The organism is Klebsiella sp. 141198, assembly GCF_050600785.1.
In the GTDB taxonomy this organism is placed as follows: Bacteria; Pseudomonadota; Gammaproteobacteria; order Enterobacterales; family Enterobacteriaceae; genus Klebsiella; species Klebsiella aerogenes.
The window spans coordinates 235545-254330 of record NZ_JAQIRM010000006.1; the positions used below are offsets into that span (position 1 = coordinate 235545).

Annotated in this window: 17 protein-coding genes; 8 read left to right on the forward strand and 9 right to left on the reverse strand. The window is 54.9% G+C overall.

Going from position 1 to position 18786, the window contains the following annotated elements; genetic code table 11:
* Positions 1–3 precede the first annotated feature (3 nt).
* The 3 genes from PGR10_RS20610 to ghrB all read left to right on the forward strand — a co-directional run bounded on the left by PGR10_RS20610 (position 4) and on the right by ghrB (position 3316).
* Positions 4–939, forward strand: a complete 936-nt coding sequence (locus tag PGR10_RS20610; RefSeq protein WP_087858978.1) for a sugar kinase — start codon at positions 4–6, stop codon at positions 937–939.
* Positions 940–1039: 100 nt separating this feature from the next.
* Entirely contained in the window at positions 1040–2320 is a 1281-nt protein-coding gene (locus tag PGR10_RS20615; protein ID WP_087858977.1) for an MFS transporter, read from the forward strand.
* A 24-nt stretch (positions 2321–2344) separates the two neighbouring features.
* Positions 2345–3316 carry a glyoxylate/hydroxypyruvate reductase GhrB gene (gene ghrB, locus PGR10_RS20620; protein WP_032713094.1) on the forward strand — a complete coding sequence of 324 codons (972 nt, stop codon included), beginning with the start codon at positions 2345–2347 and terminating at the stop codon, positions 3314–3316.
* Positions 3317–3382: 66 nt separating this feature from the next.
* On the opposite strand, the gene PGR10_RS20625 is transcribed toward ghrB, so the two are convergent.
* A complete protein-coding gene (locus PGR10_RS20625; RefSeq protein WP_045375371.1) occupies positions 3383–4093 on the reverse strand; it encodes a DUF3053 domain-containing protein in 711 nt (236 codons plus the stop codon).
* A 436-nt stretch (positions 4094–4529) separates the two neighbouring features.
* On the opposite strand from PGR10_RS20625, the gene PGR10_RS20630 reads away from it, so the two are divergent.
* From PGR10_RS20630 to cspE, 3 genes are all read left to right on the forward strand, one after another.
* Positions 4530–5888 (forward strand): MFS transporter, encoded by a 1359-nt coding sequence (locus PGR10_RS20630; RefSeq protein WP_430924032.1) that lies wholly within the window; start codon positions 4530–4532, stop codon positions 5886–5888.
* 244 nt (positions 5889–6132) lie between these two features.
* Positions 6133–6423 carry an HTH-type transcriptional regulator gene (locus PGR10_RS20635; RefSeq protein ID WP_087858974.1) on the forward strand — a complete coding sequence of 97 codons (291 nt, stop codon included), beginning with the start codon at positions 6133–6135 and terminating at the stop codon, positions 6421–6423.
* Between the two features lie 264 nt (positions 6424–6687).
* A complete protein-coding gene (gene cspE, locus PGR10_RS20640; protein WP_000014594.1) occupies positions 6688–6900 on the forward strand; it encodes a transcription antiterminator/RNA stability regulator CspE in 213 nt (70 codons plus the stop codon).
* 97 nt (positions 6901–6997) lie between these two features.
* On the opposite strand, the gene PGR10_RS20645 is transcribed toward cspE, so the two are convergent.
* The 4 genes from PGR10_RS20645 to PGR10_RS20660 form a co-directional block, all read right to left on the reverse strand.
* Positions 6998–8617, reverse strand: coding sequence for an ABC-F family ATP-binding cassette domain-containing protein (locus PGR10_RS20645; protein WP_430924033.1), 1620 nt, complete (start codon positions 8615–8617; stop codon positions 6998–7000).
* A gap of 232 nt (positions 8618–8849) precedes the next feature.
* Positions 8850–10919: a glycine--tRNA ligase subunit beta gene (gene glyS, locus PGR10_RS20650; protein ID WP_020077709.1), complete on the reverse strand. Its 2070-nt coding sequence runs from the start codon at positions 10917–10919 to the stop codon at positions 8850–8852.
* A gap of 9 nt (positions 10920–10928) precedes the next feature.
* Complete coding sequence (gene glyQ, locus PGR10_RS20655) at positions 10929–11840, reverse strand: glycine--tRNA ligase subunit alpha (protein WP_001168551.1); 912 nt, start codon at positions 11838–11840, stop codon at positions 10929–10931.
* A gap of 137 nt (positions 11841–11977) precedes the next feature.
* Complete coding sequence (locus PGR10_RS20660; RefSeq protein ID WP_162750193.1) at positions 11978–12277, reverse strand: YsaB family lipoprotein; 300 nt, start codon at positions 12275–12277, stop codon at positions 11978–11980.
* A gap of 185 nt (positions 12278–12462) precedes the next feature.
* Between PGR10_RS20660 and PGR10_RS20665 the strand changes: the two genes are divergently transcribed.
* Positions 12463–13458 carry an acyltransferase gene (locus PGR10_RS20665; RefSeq protein WP_113374014.1) on the forward strand — a complete coding sequence of 332 codons (996 nt, stop codon included), beginning with the start codon at positions 12463–12465 and terminating at the stop codon, positions 13456–13458.
* Between the two features lie 35 nt (positions 13459–13493).
* On the opposite strand, the gene yiaA is transcribed toward PGR10_RS20665, so the two are convergent.
* The 4 genes from yiaA to xylA all read right to left on the reverse strand — a co-directional run bounded on the left by yiaA (position 13494) and on the right by xylA (position 17387).
* On the reverse strand, positions 13494–13934 hold the full coding sequence (gene yiaA / locus PGR10_RS20670) for an inner membrane protein YiaA (protein ID WP_087858970.1): 441 nt from the start codon (positions 13932–13934) through the stop codon (positions 13494–13496).
* A 34-nt stretch (positions 13935–13968) separates the two neighbouring features.
* A complete protein-coding gene (gene yiaB, locus PGR10_RS20675; RefSeq protein ID WP_087858969.1) occupies positions 13969–14346 on the reverse strand; it encodes an inner membrane protein YiaB in 378 nt (125 codons plus the stop codon).
* A gap of 169 nt (positions 14347–14515) precedes the next feature.
* Positions 14516–15970, reverse strand: a complete 1455-nt coding sequence (gene xylB / locus PGR10_RS20680; protein ID WP_430924034.1) for a xylulokinase — start codon at positions 15968–15970, stop codon at positions 14516–14518.
* Between the two features lie 94 nt (positions 15971–16064).
* Positions 16065–17387 (reverse strand): xylose isomerase, encoded by a 1323-nt coding sequence (gene xylA / locus PGR10_RS20685; RefSeq protein ID WP_015703780.1) that lies wholly within the window; start codon positions 17385–17387, stop codon positions 16065–16067.
* Positions 17388–17759: 372 nt separating this feature from the next.
* Here xylA and xylF point away from each other — a divergent pair, with 372 nt between their 5' ends.
* On the forward strand, positions 17760–18755 hold the full coding sequence (xylF, locus tag PGR10_RS20690; RefSeq protein WP_087858966.1) for a D-xylose ABC transporter substrate-binding protein: 996 nt from the start codon (positions 17760–17762) through the stop codon (positions 18753–18755).
* Positions 18756–18786 lie beyond the last annotated feature (31 nt).

The window sequence follows — 18786 nt, forward strand, 5'->3', positions numbered from 1 at the left end:
GCCATGGAAAACTTAGATGTCATTACCATTGGCGAAGCCATGGCGATGTTTGTCGCCACCGAAACCGGCGAACTGGCGGAGGTTGAACGCTTTATCAAACGCGTCGCCGGCGCTGAACTGAACGTGGCGACCGGCCTGGCGCGCCTGGGGCTGAAGGTGGGCTGGGTGAGCCGCGTCGGCAACGATAGCTTTGGCCGCTTCGTGCTGAATTCGCTGGCCAAAGAAGGCATCGACGCGCGCGGCGTGGCCGTTGACGAGCGCTACGCTACCGGCTTCCAGATGAAATCTAAAGTCGAAAATGGAACCGATCCCATCGTGGAATATTTCCGTAAAGGATCGGCTGCCAGCCATCTGTCGACGGAAGATTTCCGCGCTGATTACTTCACCAGCGCCCGCCATTTGCACTTAAGCGGCGTCGCCGCCGCGCTGTCCGACAGCTCGTATGCATTGCTGGAACATGCGGCCAGGGTGATGAAAGCCGAAGGGAAAACCCTCTCATTTGATCCAAACCTGCGCCCGGTACTGTGGAAAAGCGAAGCCGAGATGGTGGAGAAACTGAACCGCCTCGCCTTCCAGGCTGATTGGGTTTTGCCAGGCTTAAAAGAAGGCGTGATTCTTACCGGCCAGCAGACGCCGGAAGGTATCGCTGATTTCTATCTGTCGCGCGGCGTTAAGGCGGTGGTGATTAAAACCGGCTGCGACGGCGCATGGTTCAAGACCGCCGACGGCGAACAGGGCGCCATCGCCGCGATTAAAGTCGATAACGTGGTGGACACCGTCGGCGCGGGTGATGGCTTTGCCGTCGGGGTGATCAGCGCGCTGCTGGAAGGCAAAACGCTGACGCAAGCCGTGAACCGCGGTAACAAAATTGGCTCGCTGGCCATTCAGGTACAGGGCGATAGCGAAGGGCTGCCCACCCGCGAAACGCTGGGCGAATAATCTTTTCACCTAAAACAGCCGTCCTGTACCCTACATGCAGCGCGGCACAGCAGCGCCCGTCCCGGCGGGCGTATGTCACCTCATTGACAGAGGCAAGCCTATGAACAGTTCAACAAATGCAGCAAAACGTTGGTGGTACATCATGCCTATCGTGTTTATCACGTATAGCCTGGCGTACCTTGACCGCGCCAACTTCAGCTTTGCATCGGCCGCGGGCATTACCGAAGACCTTGGCATCACCAAAGGCATCTCATCGCTGCTTGGCGCCCTTTTCTTTCTTGGATACTTCTTCTTCCAGATCCCTGGAGCGATTTACGCCGAACGCCGCAGCGTGCGTAAACTTATCTTTATCTGTCTGATCCTTTGGGGCGGCTGCGCCTCGCTAACCGGCGTAGTGCATAACATTCCGGCGCTGGCGGCCATCCGCTTTATCCTTGGCGTGGTGGAAGCGGCGGTCATGCCGGCGATGCTGATTTACATCAGTAACTGGTTCACAAAATCAGAGCGCTCGCGCGCCAACACCTTCCTGATCCTCGGCAACCCGGTCACCGTACTGTGGATGTCGGTCGTATCGGGTTATCTGATCCAGGCCTTCGGCTGGCGTGAAATGTTTATCCTTGAAGGGATCCCTGCGGTGATTTGGGCCTTCTGCTGGTGGGTACTGGTGAAAGACAAACCGTCGCAGGTGAACTGGCTGGCGGAAAGTGAAAAAGCGGCGCTGCAGGAACAGCTGGAGCGCGAACAGCAGGGTATCAAAGCGGTGCGTAACTATGGCGAAGCCTTCCGTTCACGCAACGTGGTACTGCTGTGTATGCAATATTTCGCCTGGAGCATCGGCGTGTACGGTTTCGTACTGTGGCTGCCGTCAATCATCCGCAGCGGCGGCGAAAACATGGGGATGGTCGAGGTAGGCTGGCTCTCTTCAGTACCCTATCTGGCGGCAACGATTGCGATGATCGCCGTCTCCTGGGCTTCCGATAAGATGCAGAACCGTAAGCTGTTTGTCTGGCCGCTGCTGCTCATTGGCGGGCTGGCGTTCATCGGCTCGTGGGCCGTCGGCGCCAACCATTTCTGGGTCTCTTATACCCTGCTGGTGATCGCCGGCGCGGCCATGTACGCCCCGTATGGCCCGTTCTTTGCGATTATCCCGGAGATGCTGCCGCGCAACGTCGCCGGCGGCGCGATGGCGCTGATCAACAGTATGGGAGCGCTGGGTTCCTTCTTTGGCTCGTGGTTCGTCGGCTATCTCAACGGCGCAACCGGCAGTCCGTCCGCCTCGTACATTTTCATGGGTGTGGCGCTTTTCGCCTCGGTATGGCTTACTTTAATTGTTAAGCCTGCTAAGAATCAAAAACTTCCGCTTGGCGCTCATCACGCCTGAACTACTTACGCTACGGAGATTCGCATGAAGCCGTCTGTCATTCTCTATAAAACGCTTCCCGACGACCTGTTACATCGTCTGGAGGAACATTTTTCCGTCACCCAGGTGAAAAACCTGCGTCCGGAAACCGTTTCGCAACACGCGGAGGCCTTCGCCCAGGCGGAAGGTTTACTGGGTTCAAGTGAAAAGGTTGACGCCGCGTTACTGGAGAAAATGCCGAAGCTGCGTGCGACCTCTACCGTTTCCGTCGGCTACGACAATTTTGATGTCGATGCGTTGAACGCGCGCAAGATTTTGCTGATGCATACGCCGACCGTGCTAACCGAAACCGTCGCCGATACGGTGATGGCGCTGGTGCTGAGCACCGCACGTCGGGTGGTTGAGGTCGCTGAACGCGTGAAAGCGGGCGAATGGACCAGGAGCATCGGGCCGGACTGGTTCGGCTGCGATGTACACCATAAAACCCTGGGCATCGTCGGCATGGGCCGCATTGGCATGGCGCTGGCGCAGCGCGCGCATTTCGGTTTCGGCATGCCGATTCTGTATAACGCGCGCCGGCAACATCCGCAGGCGGAAGAGCGCTTTAACGCCCGCTACTGCGATCTTGATACCCTGTTACAGGAAGCGGATTTCGTCTGCCTGATCCTGCCGCTGAGCGAAGAGACCCACCACCTGTTCGGCGAAGCGCAGTTTGCCAAAATGAAATCTTCCGCCATCTTCATTAACGCCGGGCGCGGTCCGGTGGTTGACGAGCAGGCGCTGATTGCGGCGCTGCAGGCCGGTGAGATTCACGCCGCCGGTCTTGATGTCTTTGAACATGAACCACTGGCAAAAGATTCGCCATTACTGAAACTGCCGAACGTGGTCGCGCTGCCGCATATTGGTTCAGCTACCCACGAGACCCGCTATAACATGGCGGCCTGCGCGGTAGACAATCTGATTGACGCGTTGAACGGCAAGGTAGAGAAGAACTGCGTGAACCCGCAGGTGAAGTAAGCGAGGAAAGGAAAAGCCCGGCTGACGGCGTTTGCGCAGTCAGCCGGGAGAACAGCGATATACTGATTAACGCGTGGCGTTAACCGCCGCCGTCCAGGCCTGATTAAAGGCCTGATGCTGAGCGGCCAGCGGAGCAATCAGCGCATTATACTGACTCGCCTGTTGAGACGTCGGGAACTGAATACCGTTAGCCACGAAGCTCACCTGCGTCCCCTGCTGAGCGACAAAATCACCCACCTGGACCAGCTGCTGAGTAAAGATCTGCGCGGCCGGGATCAGCGGCTGCAGCGCATTCGCCGGCGCCGTCACGACTTTATTAAACACCTGGTCATAAACCGGCTTAAGGTCTTCAGCCTGCTTCAGCGCGCCATGCGCAGCATCGGCCTGCATTTTGGCGTTTTCCAGCTGCTGGCTCAGCACGCCCAGCGCGCCGTTAGCCTGACGCAGCGGTTCACGCTGAGTGGTATAATCCTGCGCCACGCGAATGGCGTTAACGCTATCAACCACCGGGCGCAAACCCGCATCCATCGCCTGGCTGACCTGCTGTGAATAAGCGTAAATCACCGCATAATCGGAAACGAAGGGGCCGAACTGTTTTTTCTGATCGGCAGTAAGCGTTGGCAGACGTTCGCCGCTACGCATCGCCGTATTCTGCAGGAAGTCGATGAACGCTTTGCGCTGATCGCCTTCTTTATCAAAACACCCACTCAGGCTAACCACCATTAATATGGCCGCAACGGCCGCAAACCAGCGAGAGCAGGACTTTCCTGTCGCCATTTTTTTACTCCTTCAGCCAAAAAAAGCGCAAACAGGCACACGCGTGCCAGACGCTGACAAGGATAGTCCAGGACGGGCTTGCAGGATACCCTTTCCTGATAATCTTACCGCGGAAAACGCCCTTTTTCGCCTTCCCGGCGCCAGCCAGGCCCGCTGTTAAGTTCATCACATTTAACGCGATAACGTAACCCACAAAAATAGTAAATATCTTTTTGATTTAATTAAAATTAATGAAATCACCAGCCAAATAAATGGGCAAAGCGGACGATAATCGCACGCTTCCTGAAGGCGGCGCATTGTCTACAGGCAGGTTCAATGGTTTGATTAATGAGCGATTAACGGCGTTATGTTCGATTATCGCACAAACAACATCAATGACAGCGAGGGAGACTATAACAATACCTCTGTCCCCCGCTCAGCCTGCCAGGAATGCCGTATGAAGAAAACAACCATCGATATTCAGGCTTTTATCAACGAACATCCATTCACGAAGTACCAATGGATGATTCTCGCCTTATGTTTTATTACCGTCGCGATGGACGGATTTGATACCGCGATTATTGGTTTTATCGCCTCAGACCTGGTACAGGAATGGGGCGTTGAGAAATCCGCGCTGGGCCCGGTAATGAGCGCCGCTCTGGTCGGGCTCGCCGTCGGCGCGCTGACGGCCGGGCCGCTCGCCGACCGTATTGGCCGCAAGAAAGTGTTGATTATGTCGATCCTGGTATTCGGCGGCTTTAGTTTGTTAACCGCGTTTGCCAGCAGCCTTAACCAGCTGACATTATTACGCTTCCTCACCGGGTTGGGCTTAGGCGCGGCAATGCCGAATGCCGCGACGCTAATGAGCGAATATGCTCCGGAACGCCGCCGCGCGCTGATGGTAAACCTGATGTTCGTCGGCTTCCCGATGGGGTCGTCGCTGGGAGGGTTTCTGTCAGCCTGGATGATCCCGCATTATGGCTGGCAAAGCGTGCTGGTGCTTGGCGGCGTGATGCCGCTGCTGCTGGCGGTAGCGTTAATATTCCTGCTGCCGGAATCCGCCCGCTATATGGTCGTGAAACGGCAGCCGGCACAACGCATCGCCGCCATCCTGAAGCGTATCGCGCCGCTGCCGGATGCGGTTGAATTTGAGCTAGGTGAAGCAGGCCAGGTGAAGGAAAAGTCAGCCATTGGCGTGATTTTCTCCCCGCGCTACGCCGTGGGCACCGTGATGCTGTGCCTGACCTATTTTATGGGATTGCTGATTTTCTATCTGCTGACCAGCTGGCTACCGCTGCTGATCCGTGAAACCGGAGCCTCGATGAGCCAGGCTTCTATCATCACCGCCCTGTTCCCACTCGGCGGCGGGATTGGCGTGCTGATCCTCGGCGCGCTAATGGACAAGATCAACCCTAACAAGGTGGTTGCCGTCGGCTGGCTGCTCACCGGCGTCTTTGTTTGCCTGGTCGGATTCTCAACCAGCAACCTGCTGTTGATGGGAGTAATGGTGTTTATCGCCGGCAGCATTATGAACGGCGCGCAATCATCAATGCCGGCGCTGGCTGCCGGTTTCTATCCAACCCAGGGCCGTGCCACCGGCGTTGCCTGGATGCTCGGTATCGGCCGCTTCGGCGGGATCCTCGGCGCCTTCAGCGGCGCTTTCCTGATGCAGGCGCAATTGTCGTTTGAGACCATCTTCACGATGCTGGCGATCCCGGCGTTTTTATCGGCCATCGCCCTGGTAGTGAAATACAAAATGAGCCAGCGCCAACCTGCCGTTAAGCCAAATGACGGTAAAAACCTACAGAAAGCCTAATCAATCCAGCCAGCGCCTGCGCTGGCTTTTTCTTCCGCTAACCATCATTTACATAAATTTTCCAAAGCCGCTGTCGATGTTAGTAATCATCACCTTAGCTTTCACACCCGCCTCTTTTGCGGGTGATTAACGAAACCACGCAAACAAATAATCACAGTGGTTATTATTTTCCTTGCTTTTGCGACTATTCTTAAATGGCTCGATGTATTTTCCTCTCCGCAGTGAGACAGAATAGGAGCTCTCAATGGAATATAAAGATCCCGTATTTGATTTGTTGAGTAACCTGGAACAAATTGTTTTTAAAGATCAGCCGCAAACGGCCACGCTTGCCCGTACCCCAAGCGTTTTTAATGAATTTGAACAGCTGCGTAAGGGCACAGGACTTAAGACCGATGATTTCGCCAATGCCATGGGCGTCAGCGTTGCGATGGTTGAAGAGTGGGAGTCGCGACGGGTTAAACCGTCATCCACTGAGCTCAAACTGATGCGCCTGATGATGGCCAATCCGCAGCTCTCAAGGCAGCTAATAGATTGAAAAACTGGTTTACTATCTTCTTTTGGTAACGGTCCTGATGCAGGGCCGTTTTATATCCTGATGAAAAAAAGTTTGCTATCCGACTGAGAACATGCGTTAATACTCGCAGGTTTGATTTACAGACCACAGAGCAGTCGAATAGAGCAGTCCTTCAAAGGTTATCCATTAGATATCCCCGTAGTGAACTTTCCCTTTATCGCTTTAAATCTGTAGTCCAGACCACTACGCCGCAAGGCTCACTAATTTTTTTAAAGGTAATTCACTATGTCCGGTAAAATGACTGGTATCGTAAAATGGTTCAACGCTGACAAAGGCTTCGGCTTCATCACTCCTGACGATGGCTCTAAAGACGTGTTCGTACACTTCTCCGCTATCCAGAACGATGGCTACAAATCCCTGGACGAAGGTCAGAAAGTTTCCTTCACCATCGAAAGCGGCGCTAAAGGCCCGGCAGCTGGCAACGTAACTTCTCTGTAAGTTCAAGCCGCTAAGAATAATAAATCCCTGCCTTATGGCGGGGATTTTTTTTATCTGTCATCAACAGGCGCCATCAGCAGATGGCGCCTGTTGTCATTCAGAGGGCGGCAAAATGCCAGCCCGTATCCCGCCACTCCAGGCTATGGGTCAATTTCAGGCCTTGTAAAAATGCCTCATCATGCGATACCACCAGCATGGCGCCGGGAAACGCCGCCAGCGCGCTTTCAATCGCCTGCGTTGAAGCCAGATCGAGATGATTGGTTGGCTCATCCAGTAGCAGCAGTTGGGTTGAGTCCCGCCGCCAGAGCACGCAGGCAAGCGCCGCTTTCAGTCGTTCGCCGCCGCTTAGCGCCGCTAGCGGAAGACTCACCTTGTCAGCCCCCAACTGGAGCTGCGCCAGACGGCTACGCAGCATTCCTTCATCCAGCGGAGTGTTTCCTAAGTTCAGGTGCTCCATTGCCGATAGTGATAAATCCAGCTGCGTCAGATGCTGATCGAGATACGCCGCGCTCACCGATAGCCGAACATCGCCAGAGGTTGCCTGTTCCAGCCCCATCAGGGTTTTCAACAATGTTGTTTTGCCACAGCCGTTTGGCCCCTTTAGCGCGATGCGCATCGGGCCATCCACCCGCCAGTCGAGCGGCGCGGTGGATGAGTGAGCTAACTGCAGTGATTCCAGCACCAGTACCTGCTTGCCGGCGGCCACTTCACTGCCCGGCAGCGTAAACATCACCGGATTATCTTCTTCTACCCGCTCCCGCGCCTGCTGCACGGCGGCATTCAGGCTACTGTTCTGCTCTCGATGCTGACGGCGCAGCGTTCCCGGACGCTCTTTTGCCGCCCCTTTGTACTTCACGCGTTCGAAAGAAGCGATATTCAGCGTATCGACGGTACGCAGCGTCTGCGCCGATCGCCGCTGGGCCGCATCATGCTCCTTTTGCATCTGCGCCCGGGTGCGCCGCCGTTCGATTGCGGCATGCTCCAGCGCCGAGCGGGCGGCCTGTTGCTCCGCTTCATGCTGCTGCTGATATTCGGCATAATTACCACCGTAGCTGCGCAGCGCCGCCGGCGTCAGCTCAATAATCTTCGCCATCCGAGCCAGCAATTCACGGTCGTGGCTGGCGATTAATGCCCCGCCACGCCAGACTTCCAGTTGCTGATACAGCCACTCCCGGCCCTGACGATCGAGATGATTAGTAGGTTCATCCAGCAGCAGATAGTCCGCGCCGGAAACTAACGCGCCGCACAGCAGCGCCTTCATCCGTTCGCCGCCGCTGAGCGAAAAAGCGGGACGATCGGCGGAGAATGCCGGGAGATCGGCATCGCGAAAGGCTGAACTCAGGCGATCGGGCAGATCCCAACGACCATCTAACAGTTCGAAGTCATCCGCCAGCCCTTTCCCCTGTTCAAGACGGGACAAGGCGTCAAATAGCGGTGCATAACCCAATAGCGAGGCAATGGTGGTCCCGGCCGTGAGGGTCGGCTGCTGCGCCACCCAGGCAACCGTAGCCGACCGTTCGATATGCCCGCCGGAAGGGGAATCAAGGCCCGCCAGCAGACGCAACAGGCGTGTCTTGCCAACGCCGTTGCGTCCAACAAGGCCGCAAAGCAACGGTTCCAGCGATAAATTCAGCGGGCCAAAAAGCGTCTGTCCCGTCGCGAACTGACAGGTGACCTGATGTAAAACAAAAGAGGGGGTGTGGGCGCAATGAGCCATAAGCACTCCTGAATGAAATCAATACTCCCCTACCCGCAGCCTCTGCGAGGTAAGGCGTGAAATTCATCAGTCGTGTTTGTTCATTTGTCGTGTGCGCTCCAGTGAGACGAGGGATTCGTCGGGACATAGGATAGCCAGGCCTGAACCTGGATTTCAAGATTATTTTTTCACCATCGCGATAAGGCAAAAAAAAGCCTGCCGGATGGCAGGCTTTTGACCTTTCTCGAGATAGTTACTGCAGCAGCGAAATATCCGCAACCTGCAGGAACAGCTCGCGCAGTTTGGACAGCAGCGTCAGACGGTTGATGCGAACATCTTTGTCTTCAGCGTTAACCATCACATTTTCGAAGAACTCATCAACCGGCTCGCGCAGCGCAGCCAGCTCAATCAGCGCATCCTGATAACGGCCTTCGGCGAAGTACGGCTGCAGCTTATCGCGCAGCACCACCAGATTACCGGCCAACTTGATTTCCGCCGCTTCTTTCAGCACCGAGGCATGAACGATATCGTTCAGGGTCTCGTCGGATTTCGCCAGGATGTTGGATACGCGTTTGTTTGCCGCCGCCAGGGCGGAGGACTCTTCCAGCGTACGGAAGTGTGACACGGCCTTCATGCGCGCATCGAAATCCGCCGGGCGGGTCGGACGACGCGCCAGTACCGCCTGAATAGTGTCAACACCGTAGCCTTCGTCCTGATACCAGGCACGGAAGCGGCCCAGCATGAAGTCGATAACGTCATCAACGACGTTGGCGTTAGTCAGCTTCTCGCCGTACAGACGCACTGCTTCTTCGGTCAGCGTTTGCAGATCGAGATTCAGGTTCTTCTCAACGATGATACGCAGCACGCCCAGCGCGGCGCGGCGCAGCGCAAACGGGTCTTTATCGCCTTTCGGATGCTGGCCGATACCGAAGATACCCGCCAGAGTGTCCATCTTGTCGGCAATAGCCACCGCGCAGGCAACCGGGTTAGACGGCAGCGCATCGCCGGCAAAACGCGGCTGATACTGCTCGTTCAGCGCAACTGCGACATCTTCCGCTTCGCCGTCATGACGCGCGTAGTGCATACCCATCACGCCCTGCGTGTCGGTAAACTCGAAGACCATGTTGGTCATCAGGTCACACTTGGAGAGCAGACCCGCGCGGGTCGCATGGTTAACGTCAGCGCCAATTTGTTCGGCAATCCAGCCCGCCAGCGCCTGAATGCGATCGGTCTTGTCGCGCAGGGTTCCCAACTGCTGTTGGAACAGCACGGTTTCCAGACGCGGCAGGTTATCTTCCAGACGTTTTTTACGGTCGGTATTGAAGAAGAACTCGGCATCGGCCAGACGCGGACGAACGACCTTCTCATTACCAGAGATGATCTGCTGCGGATCTTTGGACTCGATATTCGCCACGAAGATGAAGTTCGGCAGCAGTTTGCCGTCATTAGCGTAGACCGGGAAGTACTTCTGGTCGCCCTTCATGGTGTAAACCAGCGCTTCGGACGGCACCGCGAGGAATTTCTCTTCAAACTTCGCCGTCAGCACTACCGGCCACTCGACCAGAGAGGTCACTTCTTCCAGCAGGCTTTCGCTCAGATCAGCGTTACCGCCAATCTTACGCGCCGCCGCTTCAGCATCCGCTTTGATTTTGGCTTTACGCTCGGCGTAGTCCGCCATCACTTTACCGCGCTCCAGCAGAATCTGCGGATACTGGTCGGCATTGTCGATGGTGAATTCCGGCTCGCCCATAAAACGGTGTCCGCGAATGATACGGTCGGAAGCGATACCCAGAATGGTCGCCGGGATAACCTGATCGCCCAACAGCAGGGTTACGGTGTGTACCGGACGCACGAAGTGAACGTCGGAAGCGCCCCAACGCATCAGTTTCGGGATTGGCAGCTTCGCCAGCGAGGTCGCAACCATGTTCGGCAGCAGCGTTTGCGCGCTTTCACCTTTAACGTGGGCGCGATACAACAGCCATTCGCCTTTATCGGTGGTCAGACGTTCAGCCTGATCGACGGTAATACCACAGCCACGCGCCCAGCCTTCGGCCGCTTTGCTTGGTTTACCTTCCGCGTCAAACGCCTGGGCAATGGCCGGGCCGCGTTTTTCGACTTCACGATCCGGCTGCGAGGCGGCCAGATTCGCCACTTTCAGCGCCAGGCGGCGCGGCGCGGCAAACCATTCGACGGCGCCGTGCGCAAGGCCAGCGTTGTCCAGTTCCGCAGTAAAGTTGGCAGCGAAGGATTCAGCCAGGCTGCGCAGTGCTTTTGGTGGCAGCTCTTCGGTGCCGATCTCCACCAGGAAAGTTTTCTCAGACATGGCCGCCTCTTATTTATCTTTGTTGCACATCGGGAAGCCAAGGGCCTCACGGGAAGCATAGTAAGCTTCTGCCACTGCTTTAGTCAGGGTGCGAATGCGCAGAATATAGCGCTGACGCTCGGTGACGGAGATGGCTTTACGCGCATCCAGCAGGTTAAAGCTATGGGCGGCTTTAAGAATACGTTCGTAGGCTGGCAGCGGCAGCGGGTTTTCCAGCGCCAGCAGTTGCTGCGCTTCTTTCTCATACTGCTCGAAGCAGGTGAACAAGAAGTCTACGTCCGCATATTCAAAGTTATAGGTGGATTGTTCCACTTCGTTCTGGTGGAACACGTCGCCGTAGGTGGTTTTGCCCAGCGGACCATCGCTCCAGACCAGATCGTAGACGCTGTCCACGCCCTGGATGTACATCGCCAGACGCTCCAGGCCGTAAGTGATTTCACCGGTCACCGGTTTACATTCCAGGCCGCCAACCTGTTGGAAGTAAGTGAACTGCGTCACTTCCATACCGTTCAGCCACACTTCCCAACCCAGCCCCCAGGCGCCCAGCGTCGGGTTTTCCCAGTTATCTTCAACGAAGCGGATATCGTGGATAGTCGGGTCCATACCCAGCTCTTTTAGAGATCCGAGGTACAGCTCCTGAATGTTGTCCGGAGACGGCTTAATCACCACCTGGAACTGGTAATAGTGCTGTAAGCGGTTCGGGTTTTCGCCATAGCGACCGTCGGTCGGGCGACGAGATGGCTGCACGTAAGCGGTCGCCATCGGCTCTGGCCCCAACGCGCGTAAGCAGGTCATCGGGTGGGAGGTGCCGGCGCCGACTTCCATGTCCAGTGGTTGAACAATGGTGCAGCCCTGACGAGCCCAGTAATCCTGTAAGGTCAGGATCAGGCCCTGGAAGGTCCTGGTATCAAACTTTTGCATATTATTTCGTGCTGGATACGTGTGGATTTAAAGGAAGGGATCAGTATACCCGCTGGCTGCGAGATATACAGTATGAAACGCCTTTGTTTAGCGAAATTTGAGCAAAGCGGCGCCATCATGCGGCGTTTAAGCCGCATTTAGCGCATAGAAAGATGCAAAAACTGGCCGTCCGGATCAAAAGAACAGATAAAACGCTCATTCCGCGAAGTCAGGCCGGAAAGCTCATAGCTTGCCTGGAACTGCTCGAAATGATTAACGTCGACGCGACGAGTGTCTGTGCTATAACGTAACGCCGCCTGATCCTTGCATAGTTTCTCCATGTTCAGCGTCGTTTGCGGCGTGATACGTGCCTTTTGCGCTTTTTGGACAGGTTGAGCAGGTGTCTGGCTGCAGCCGACCAGCAGCAGCGCCACCAGGGCAGATACGAAATATTTCATCACCATTTTTCTCAACCGCCTTGTTAGCCAATTGTTATCGTGCAGACCATGTAAAACCAGACAAACATTTTGCGAATCTCGCGGATGCTCTACAAGAGTGTGGCGATAAACTCAGAATATTCCATTGTGATGACGACAAACTACGGGAGTCAGACTCTTTTTACGCAGGAGCCAATGAGGTACAGATGCAGGAAAAAATAAGCTGGATTACCAACTTGCGCGGCATAGCATGTCTGATGGTCGTGATGATTCACAGCACCACCTGGTACATTACCCATCCTCATAGCATCAGCTTGTTTGAATGGAATATCGCTAACCTGCTTAACTCGGCATCGCGCGTCAGCGTCCCGCTTTTTTTCATGATTTCAGGTTATCTGTTTTTTGGCGAGCGCAGCGCCCAGCCGCGCCATTATCTGCGCATCGGGCTGTGCATTCTGTTCTACAGCGCGCTGGCGCTGCTCTATATCACCCTGTTTACCCATATCAACGTTGAGCTGTCATTAAAAAATTTACTGCAAAAGCCGGTGTTTTATCACCTGTGGTTTTTCTTTGCCATTGTGGTGATTTATCTGCTCTCGCCGCTGATTCAGGTGAAGCAGGTCAGCGGCAAAATGCTGCTGGCGCTGATGCTGGTGATTGGCCTCATCGCCAACCCTAATACGGTAAGTATTAAAGCCGGCGGCATTGAATGGCTACCGATCAATCTTTATATCAACGGCGATACCTTTTACTACGTACTGTACGGGATACTGGGCCGGGCGATCGGCGCCATGAACACCGACAGAAGAGGATTAACCCTGCTGTGCGCGCTGCTGTTTACCGCCGCGGTGTGGATCATTTCACGCGGCACGCTGCATGAACTGCAATGGCGCGGTGATTTCGGCGATACCTGGTATCTGTACTGCGGGCCGGCAGTGTTTGTCTGCGCGACCTCGTTGCTGACGCTGGGCAAAAACGTCCTCAATAGCCGTGAGCTTCCGGGTATTGCGTTAATTTCCAGACATTCATTAGGCATTTATGGTTTTCACGCGCTGTTTATACACGCGCTACGCGCAAGTGGCCTGGAACTTAACCGCTGGCCATTACTGGATATTGCATGGATTTTCGCCGCCGCGCTGTTGGGTAGCCTGGCGCTATCTATACTGGTTCAACGAATTGACCGTCGCCGGTTAGTGAGCTAAAAAAAGCGCCCGCCGTTTAACGCGGGCGCCGTCGATTACTCCGCAGTCTCTTCTGTTACTGCGCTCCCCTCGCTTAGCGGCGAGCGATCCCAGGCATCGCGAATATTCTTCTGTACTGCTACCGCGCCGAACAGGCTCAAAAAGAATGCCAGGCCATAAAAGCCTTTCTCGCTTAGCATCAGCGTTGCGTTCCACAATCCCACCACCAGCAGACCCACCGCAATCACGAAAGCGATCAAGCAGGACATGTAATACATAGCGGTGGTTGGAATTTTGTCGTATTTATCACGAACCGTTTTCTGATAAGAAGCGGCGGAAAAAAGACCCAGCACCAATACGGCAAAATAGTAGCCCTTTTCATTGAGCTCCATTGGCGCATTCCACAGGCCAATCAAATACACGAGGATACCGCCCACCAGCGCAATCCATGAGATCAGGTGAAACGCGGGTGAATATGTCGTCGCTTTCATTTCCATTGCTGACTACCTCTCTTCGCTGTCGACTGACAGCTTATTCCACTGAGCTATTGCGAGCTTTATCCGCGACTCTGGCGGGATAAGATATCGCTGAAGCGCCATACATACAGACAAACCATGCCACCACGTAGATGCTTTTTTCACGCCACGGCGCCGGGACAAACCAGGCGCCGACCAGCAGCAATCCCACCGATAGCAACAGCACCAGCCGGCACAGAGAGATAAAATCATCGTCTCGCTGCGCTTCCAGCTCCGTTCGCTGATGCGTAAGTACGGCAAACATTCCCATCACCAGTACACCAAGAAAGTAACCTTTGCCGCTGAATAGCGGGCACGTTCGCCAGATACCTATTAAGTAAACCAGCGAGCCCAGCAGCATGACTAATCTTGCCGTCGTACGTTTTAATTTCATTGCGCCTCCCTGGCCATGGTAGCGCTCATTATGACCGGGGAATTGCCGGTTGCGGCAGTTTCCGCAAATTGAAACCCACAATTCGGAATAAATAAATATGTGAATTAAATCAATGCAAAGCGAATCATTCAGAAAGGAAATTCGCCCCAATAAATGGGGCGAGAACAACTTATGACATCAGTGGCTTAAGCTGCTGATAGATCTGGCGGAACGTTTCACGACGCGGCGCATAACGGGCAAACCGTTGAGCATCAGGCAGGTGCGCCTGCTCCAGCGGCAGCTGCGGCAGGAGGTCAGAGAAAGCCGCATCGTGATGAACGCCCAGTTGCGCCAACCTTGCCGCGCCTAACGCCGGGCCGACATCGCCGCCGGTGCGGAAATCCAGCTGCTGGCCGCTGATATCGGCAAGCATTTGCCGCCAGTATGCGCTACGCGCGCCGCCGCCGATAAGGGTGACACTTTCCGGTTTCACGCCGCAGGAGTGCACAACATCCATGCCGTCGGCCAGCGCGTAGCCCACCCCCTCAAGCACCGCCCGCGCCAGTTCGGCGGGACCATGTTGATGGGTAAGGCCGAAGAACACGCCTTTAGCCTGCGGATTGTTGTGCGGGGTACGCTCGCCGGAAAGATAAGGGAGAAACCACACCGGATCGCTATTGTCATCCGCCGACTGCGCCGCGGCGATCAGCGCCGGTACGCTGTTAAGGCCGGTCAACTTCGCCGCCCAATCCAGACAAGACGCGGCGCTGAGCATCACCGACATCAGGTGCCAACGGCCCGGTAGCGCGTGGCAGAAACTATGCACCGCGCTTTCCGGTTTACTCAGAAAACCATCGCTGACGGCGAAATAGACGCCTGAGGTCCCCAGCGATAACATCGCCTGACCGGCATCGGCCATGCCAACACCGACAGCGCCTGCCGCGTTATCACCGCCGCCCGCTACCACCAGCGCCCGCGGCATATTCCACGCCTGGGCTACCTCAGCACGCAGTTGGCCGGTCACTTCGCAGCCTTCAAAAAGGGCCGGCATATTGTCGCGGCCGAGCCCGCAGGCGGCGAGCATCTCATCGCTCCAGTCGCGTCGCGCGACGTTCATCCACATCGTGCCGGCGGCGTCGGACATATCGCTGGCGAATTCGCCGCTCATGCGTAGCCGCAGATAATCTTTCGGCAACAGGACCTTATCGACCTGTTTAAAGATTTCGGCTTCGTGACGCTGTACCCACAGCAGCTTCGGCGCCGTAAAACCCGGCATCATCAGGTTGCCGGTGATTTGCCGCGAAGCGCCGACTTTTTCTTCCAGCAGCATGCACTCTTCGCCGCAGCGGCCATCATTCCACAAAATCGCCGGACGCAGGACCCGCTGCTGTTTGTCGAGCAGCGCGGCGCCATGCATCTGTCCGGCAATCCCTAAAGCTTTTACCTCGCGCAGGGAATGTTGCGCGCCCAGCGCTTGCATCGCGGTATTCGTCGCCTGCCACCACTGTTCGGGATCTTGTTCGGACCAGAGCGGATGTGGGCGCGAGACGGTCAGTTTTTCGGTATGCGTCGCCAGTACGTCGCCCTGTTCATTGAGCAGAATGGCTTTTACGCCCGAGGTCCCTAAATCAATCCCGATATACATGCAGCGTCTCCTTAACACGAACGCCACGGCAAAGCGTGGCGCAGCAAAAATGGTTACAGCCAGCGCCCGGATTTACCGGGCGCTTTTGTCGGCATTACTTATCGAACAGGTAATGATTCACCAGGTTTTCCAGCAGTTCCTGGTGCCCGCTGTGGTGCTGCGGCGCCAGGTTGTGCTGAGTCGCATAGTGCGCGATGTCGGTCAGGGTCATCTGGCCTGTGAGGATCTGCTGGCCCAATTCACCGTTCCAGCCGGCGTAGCGTTTCGCCACGCGTTTATCCAGCTCGCCATCTTCAATCATGCGCGCCGCGACCTTCAGCGACAGCGCCATAGTGTCCATCGCGCCGATATGGCCGTAGAACAGATCGTATTTGTCGGTGCTCTGGCGACGAACTTTAGCATCAAAGTTCAGGCCGCCGGTGGTGAAGCCGCCCGCTTTGAGGATCTCATACATCACCAGGGCGTTCTCTTCCACGCTGTTCGGGAACTGGTCGGTATCCCAGCCCAGCTGCGCATCGCCGCGGTTAGCATCAACCGAACCGAACAGGCCCAGCGCAATAGCCGTGGCGATCTCGTGGTGGAAAGAGTGGCCGGCAAGGGTGGCGTGGTTAGCTTCAATATTCAGTTTAATCTCTTTTTCCAGACCAAACTGTTTCAGGAACCCGTAAACCGTGGAGGCATCATAATCATATTGGTGCTTGGTCGGCTCCTGCGGCTTCGGCTCGATCAGCAGGGTGCCCTGGAAACCAATTTTGTGTTTGTGTTCAACCACCAGTTGCATAAAGCGGCCAATCTGCTCGCGCTCCTGACGCAGATCGGTATTAAGCAGGGTTTCGTAGCCTTCGCGACCGCCCCACAGAACGTAGTTTTCACCGCCCAACTTGTGGGTCGCATTCATTGCGGTGACCACCTGAGTCGCCGCCCAACTAAAGACTTCCGGATCGGGGTTCGTCGCCGCGCCTGCGCCATAACGTGGGTTGGTAAAGCAGTTTGCCGTCCCCCACAGCAGTTTCACGCCGCTCTGCTGCTGTTTTTCCGCCAGCACATCCACCATCTGAGCAAAGTTGTTGCTGTACTCTTTCAGCGAAGCGCCTTCCGGGGAAACGTCGACATCATGGAAGCAGTAATACGGCACATTCAACTTATGGAAAAACTCAAATGCCACTTCGGCTTTACGTTTCGCCATTTCCAGCGCTTCGCCCGGCTGCTGCCATGGACGATCGAAGGATCCCACGCCAAACATATCCGCGCCATTCCAGCAGAAAGTGTGCCAGTAGCAGGCGGCGAAACGCAGGTGATCTTCCATGCGCTTACCCAGTACTAATTCATCCGGATTGTAGTGACGAAAAGCCAGCGGGTTAGTCGATTTCGGGCCTTCATAACGAACGCGATCGAGTTGATCGAAATAGGTTTGCATAGAGAACTCCATATTCAGGGGTGCGGCGAGTAACAAGTGATACGCCAATATAGAATTCCATTTTCATCTTCCTCAATTACGTTATTTCACACCGCCATTGAGAGAATCCACAAACGTGCGCCAGCTCGCAAAAACAATTCCTCTTTGCATCATTTCTGGAACCCTATGATGGAAGAAGAATGAAATAACCTGCATACTCTTGAATAAAATACGATCGCGGTCATAAATTACGAAACAAACTAAATTTCATAATGCGAAAATAAGAACAGGTAATTGCCAGCCCTCGCTTCCCCGTTAAGAATCTGCAACGTATCTGCAACCTGAAGTTTATTCCTGTTCGCCTTACCTACCCTTTGAAAAGGTATCGTTATTATGAAGATAAAGAACCTTTGCCTTACGCTCTGCGCCTCATCGCTCCTTCTCGCCAGCATGGCGGGTATGGCTAAAGAAGTTAAGATTGGGATGGCCATCGACGATCTTCGTCTGGAACGTTGGCAAAAAGATCGCGATATTTTCGTTAATAAAGCGGAATCCTTAGGCGCCAAAGTATTTGTGCAGTCCGCCAATGGCAACGAAGAAACGCAAATGTCGCAAATTGAAAATATGATCAACCGCGGCGTCGATGTTTTAGTGATTATTCCTTACAACGGCCAGGTGCTCAGCAACGTTATTAAAGAAGCGAAACAAGAAGGAATTAAAGTTCTCGCCTACGATCGCATGATTAATAATGCTGACATCGATTTTTATATTTCTTTCGATAATGAAAAAGTCGGTGAAATGCAGGCCAAAAGCCTGGTCGACAAAGTGCCGCAGGGAAATTATTTCCTGATGGGTGGCTCGCCGGTGGATAATAACGCCAAATTGTTCCGCGCCGGTCAGATGAAGGTGCTCAAACCTTATGTTGATGACGGCAAAATTAAGATCGTCGGCGATCAGTGGGTCGACGGCTGGCTGCCGGAAAACGCGTTAAAAATCATGGAAAACGCGCTGACGGCGAATAACAACAAAATTGACGCGGTAGTGGCTTCCAATGATGCGACCGCCGGCGGCGCTATCCAGGCGCTAAGCGCCCAGGGGCTGGCGGGTAAAGTCGCCATTTCCGGGCAGGATGCCGATCTGGCTGGCGTGAAACGTATTATTTCCGGCACCCAGACGATGACCGTTTATAAACCGATTACCACGCTTGCCACTAACGCTGCCGAAATCGCCGTTGAATTAGGTAATGACCAGCAACCCAAGGCCGACGCCACATTGAATAACGGCTTAAAAGATGTCCCTTCGCGCCTGTTAACGCCAATTGAAGTCAATAAAGAGAATATTGACGCCACGGTGATTAAAGACGGTTTCCACAAAAAGAGTGAACTGTAATGGCTGACGCCCCGTCTCGGGGCGTCGTTTT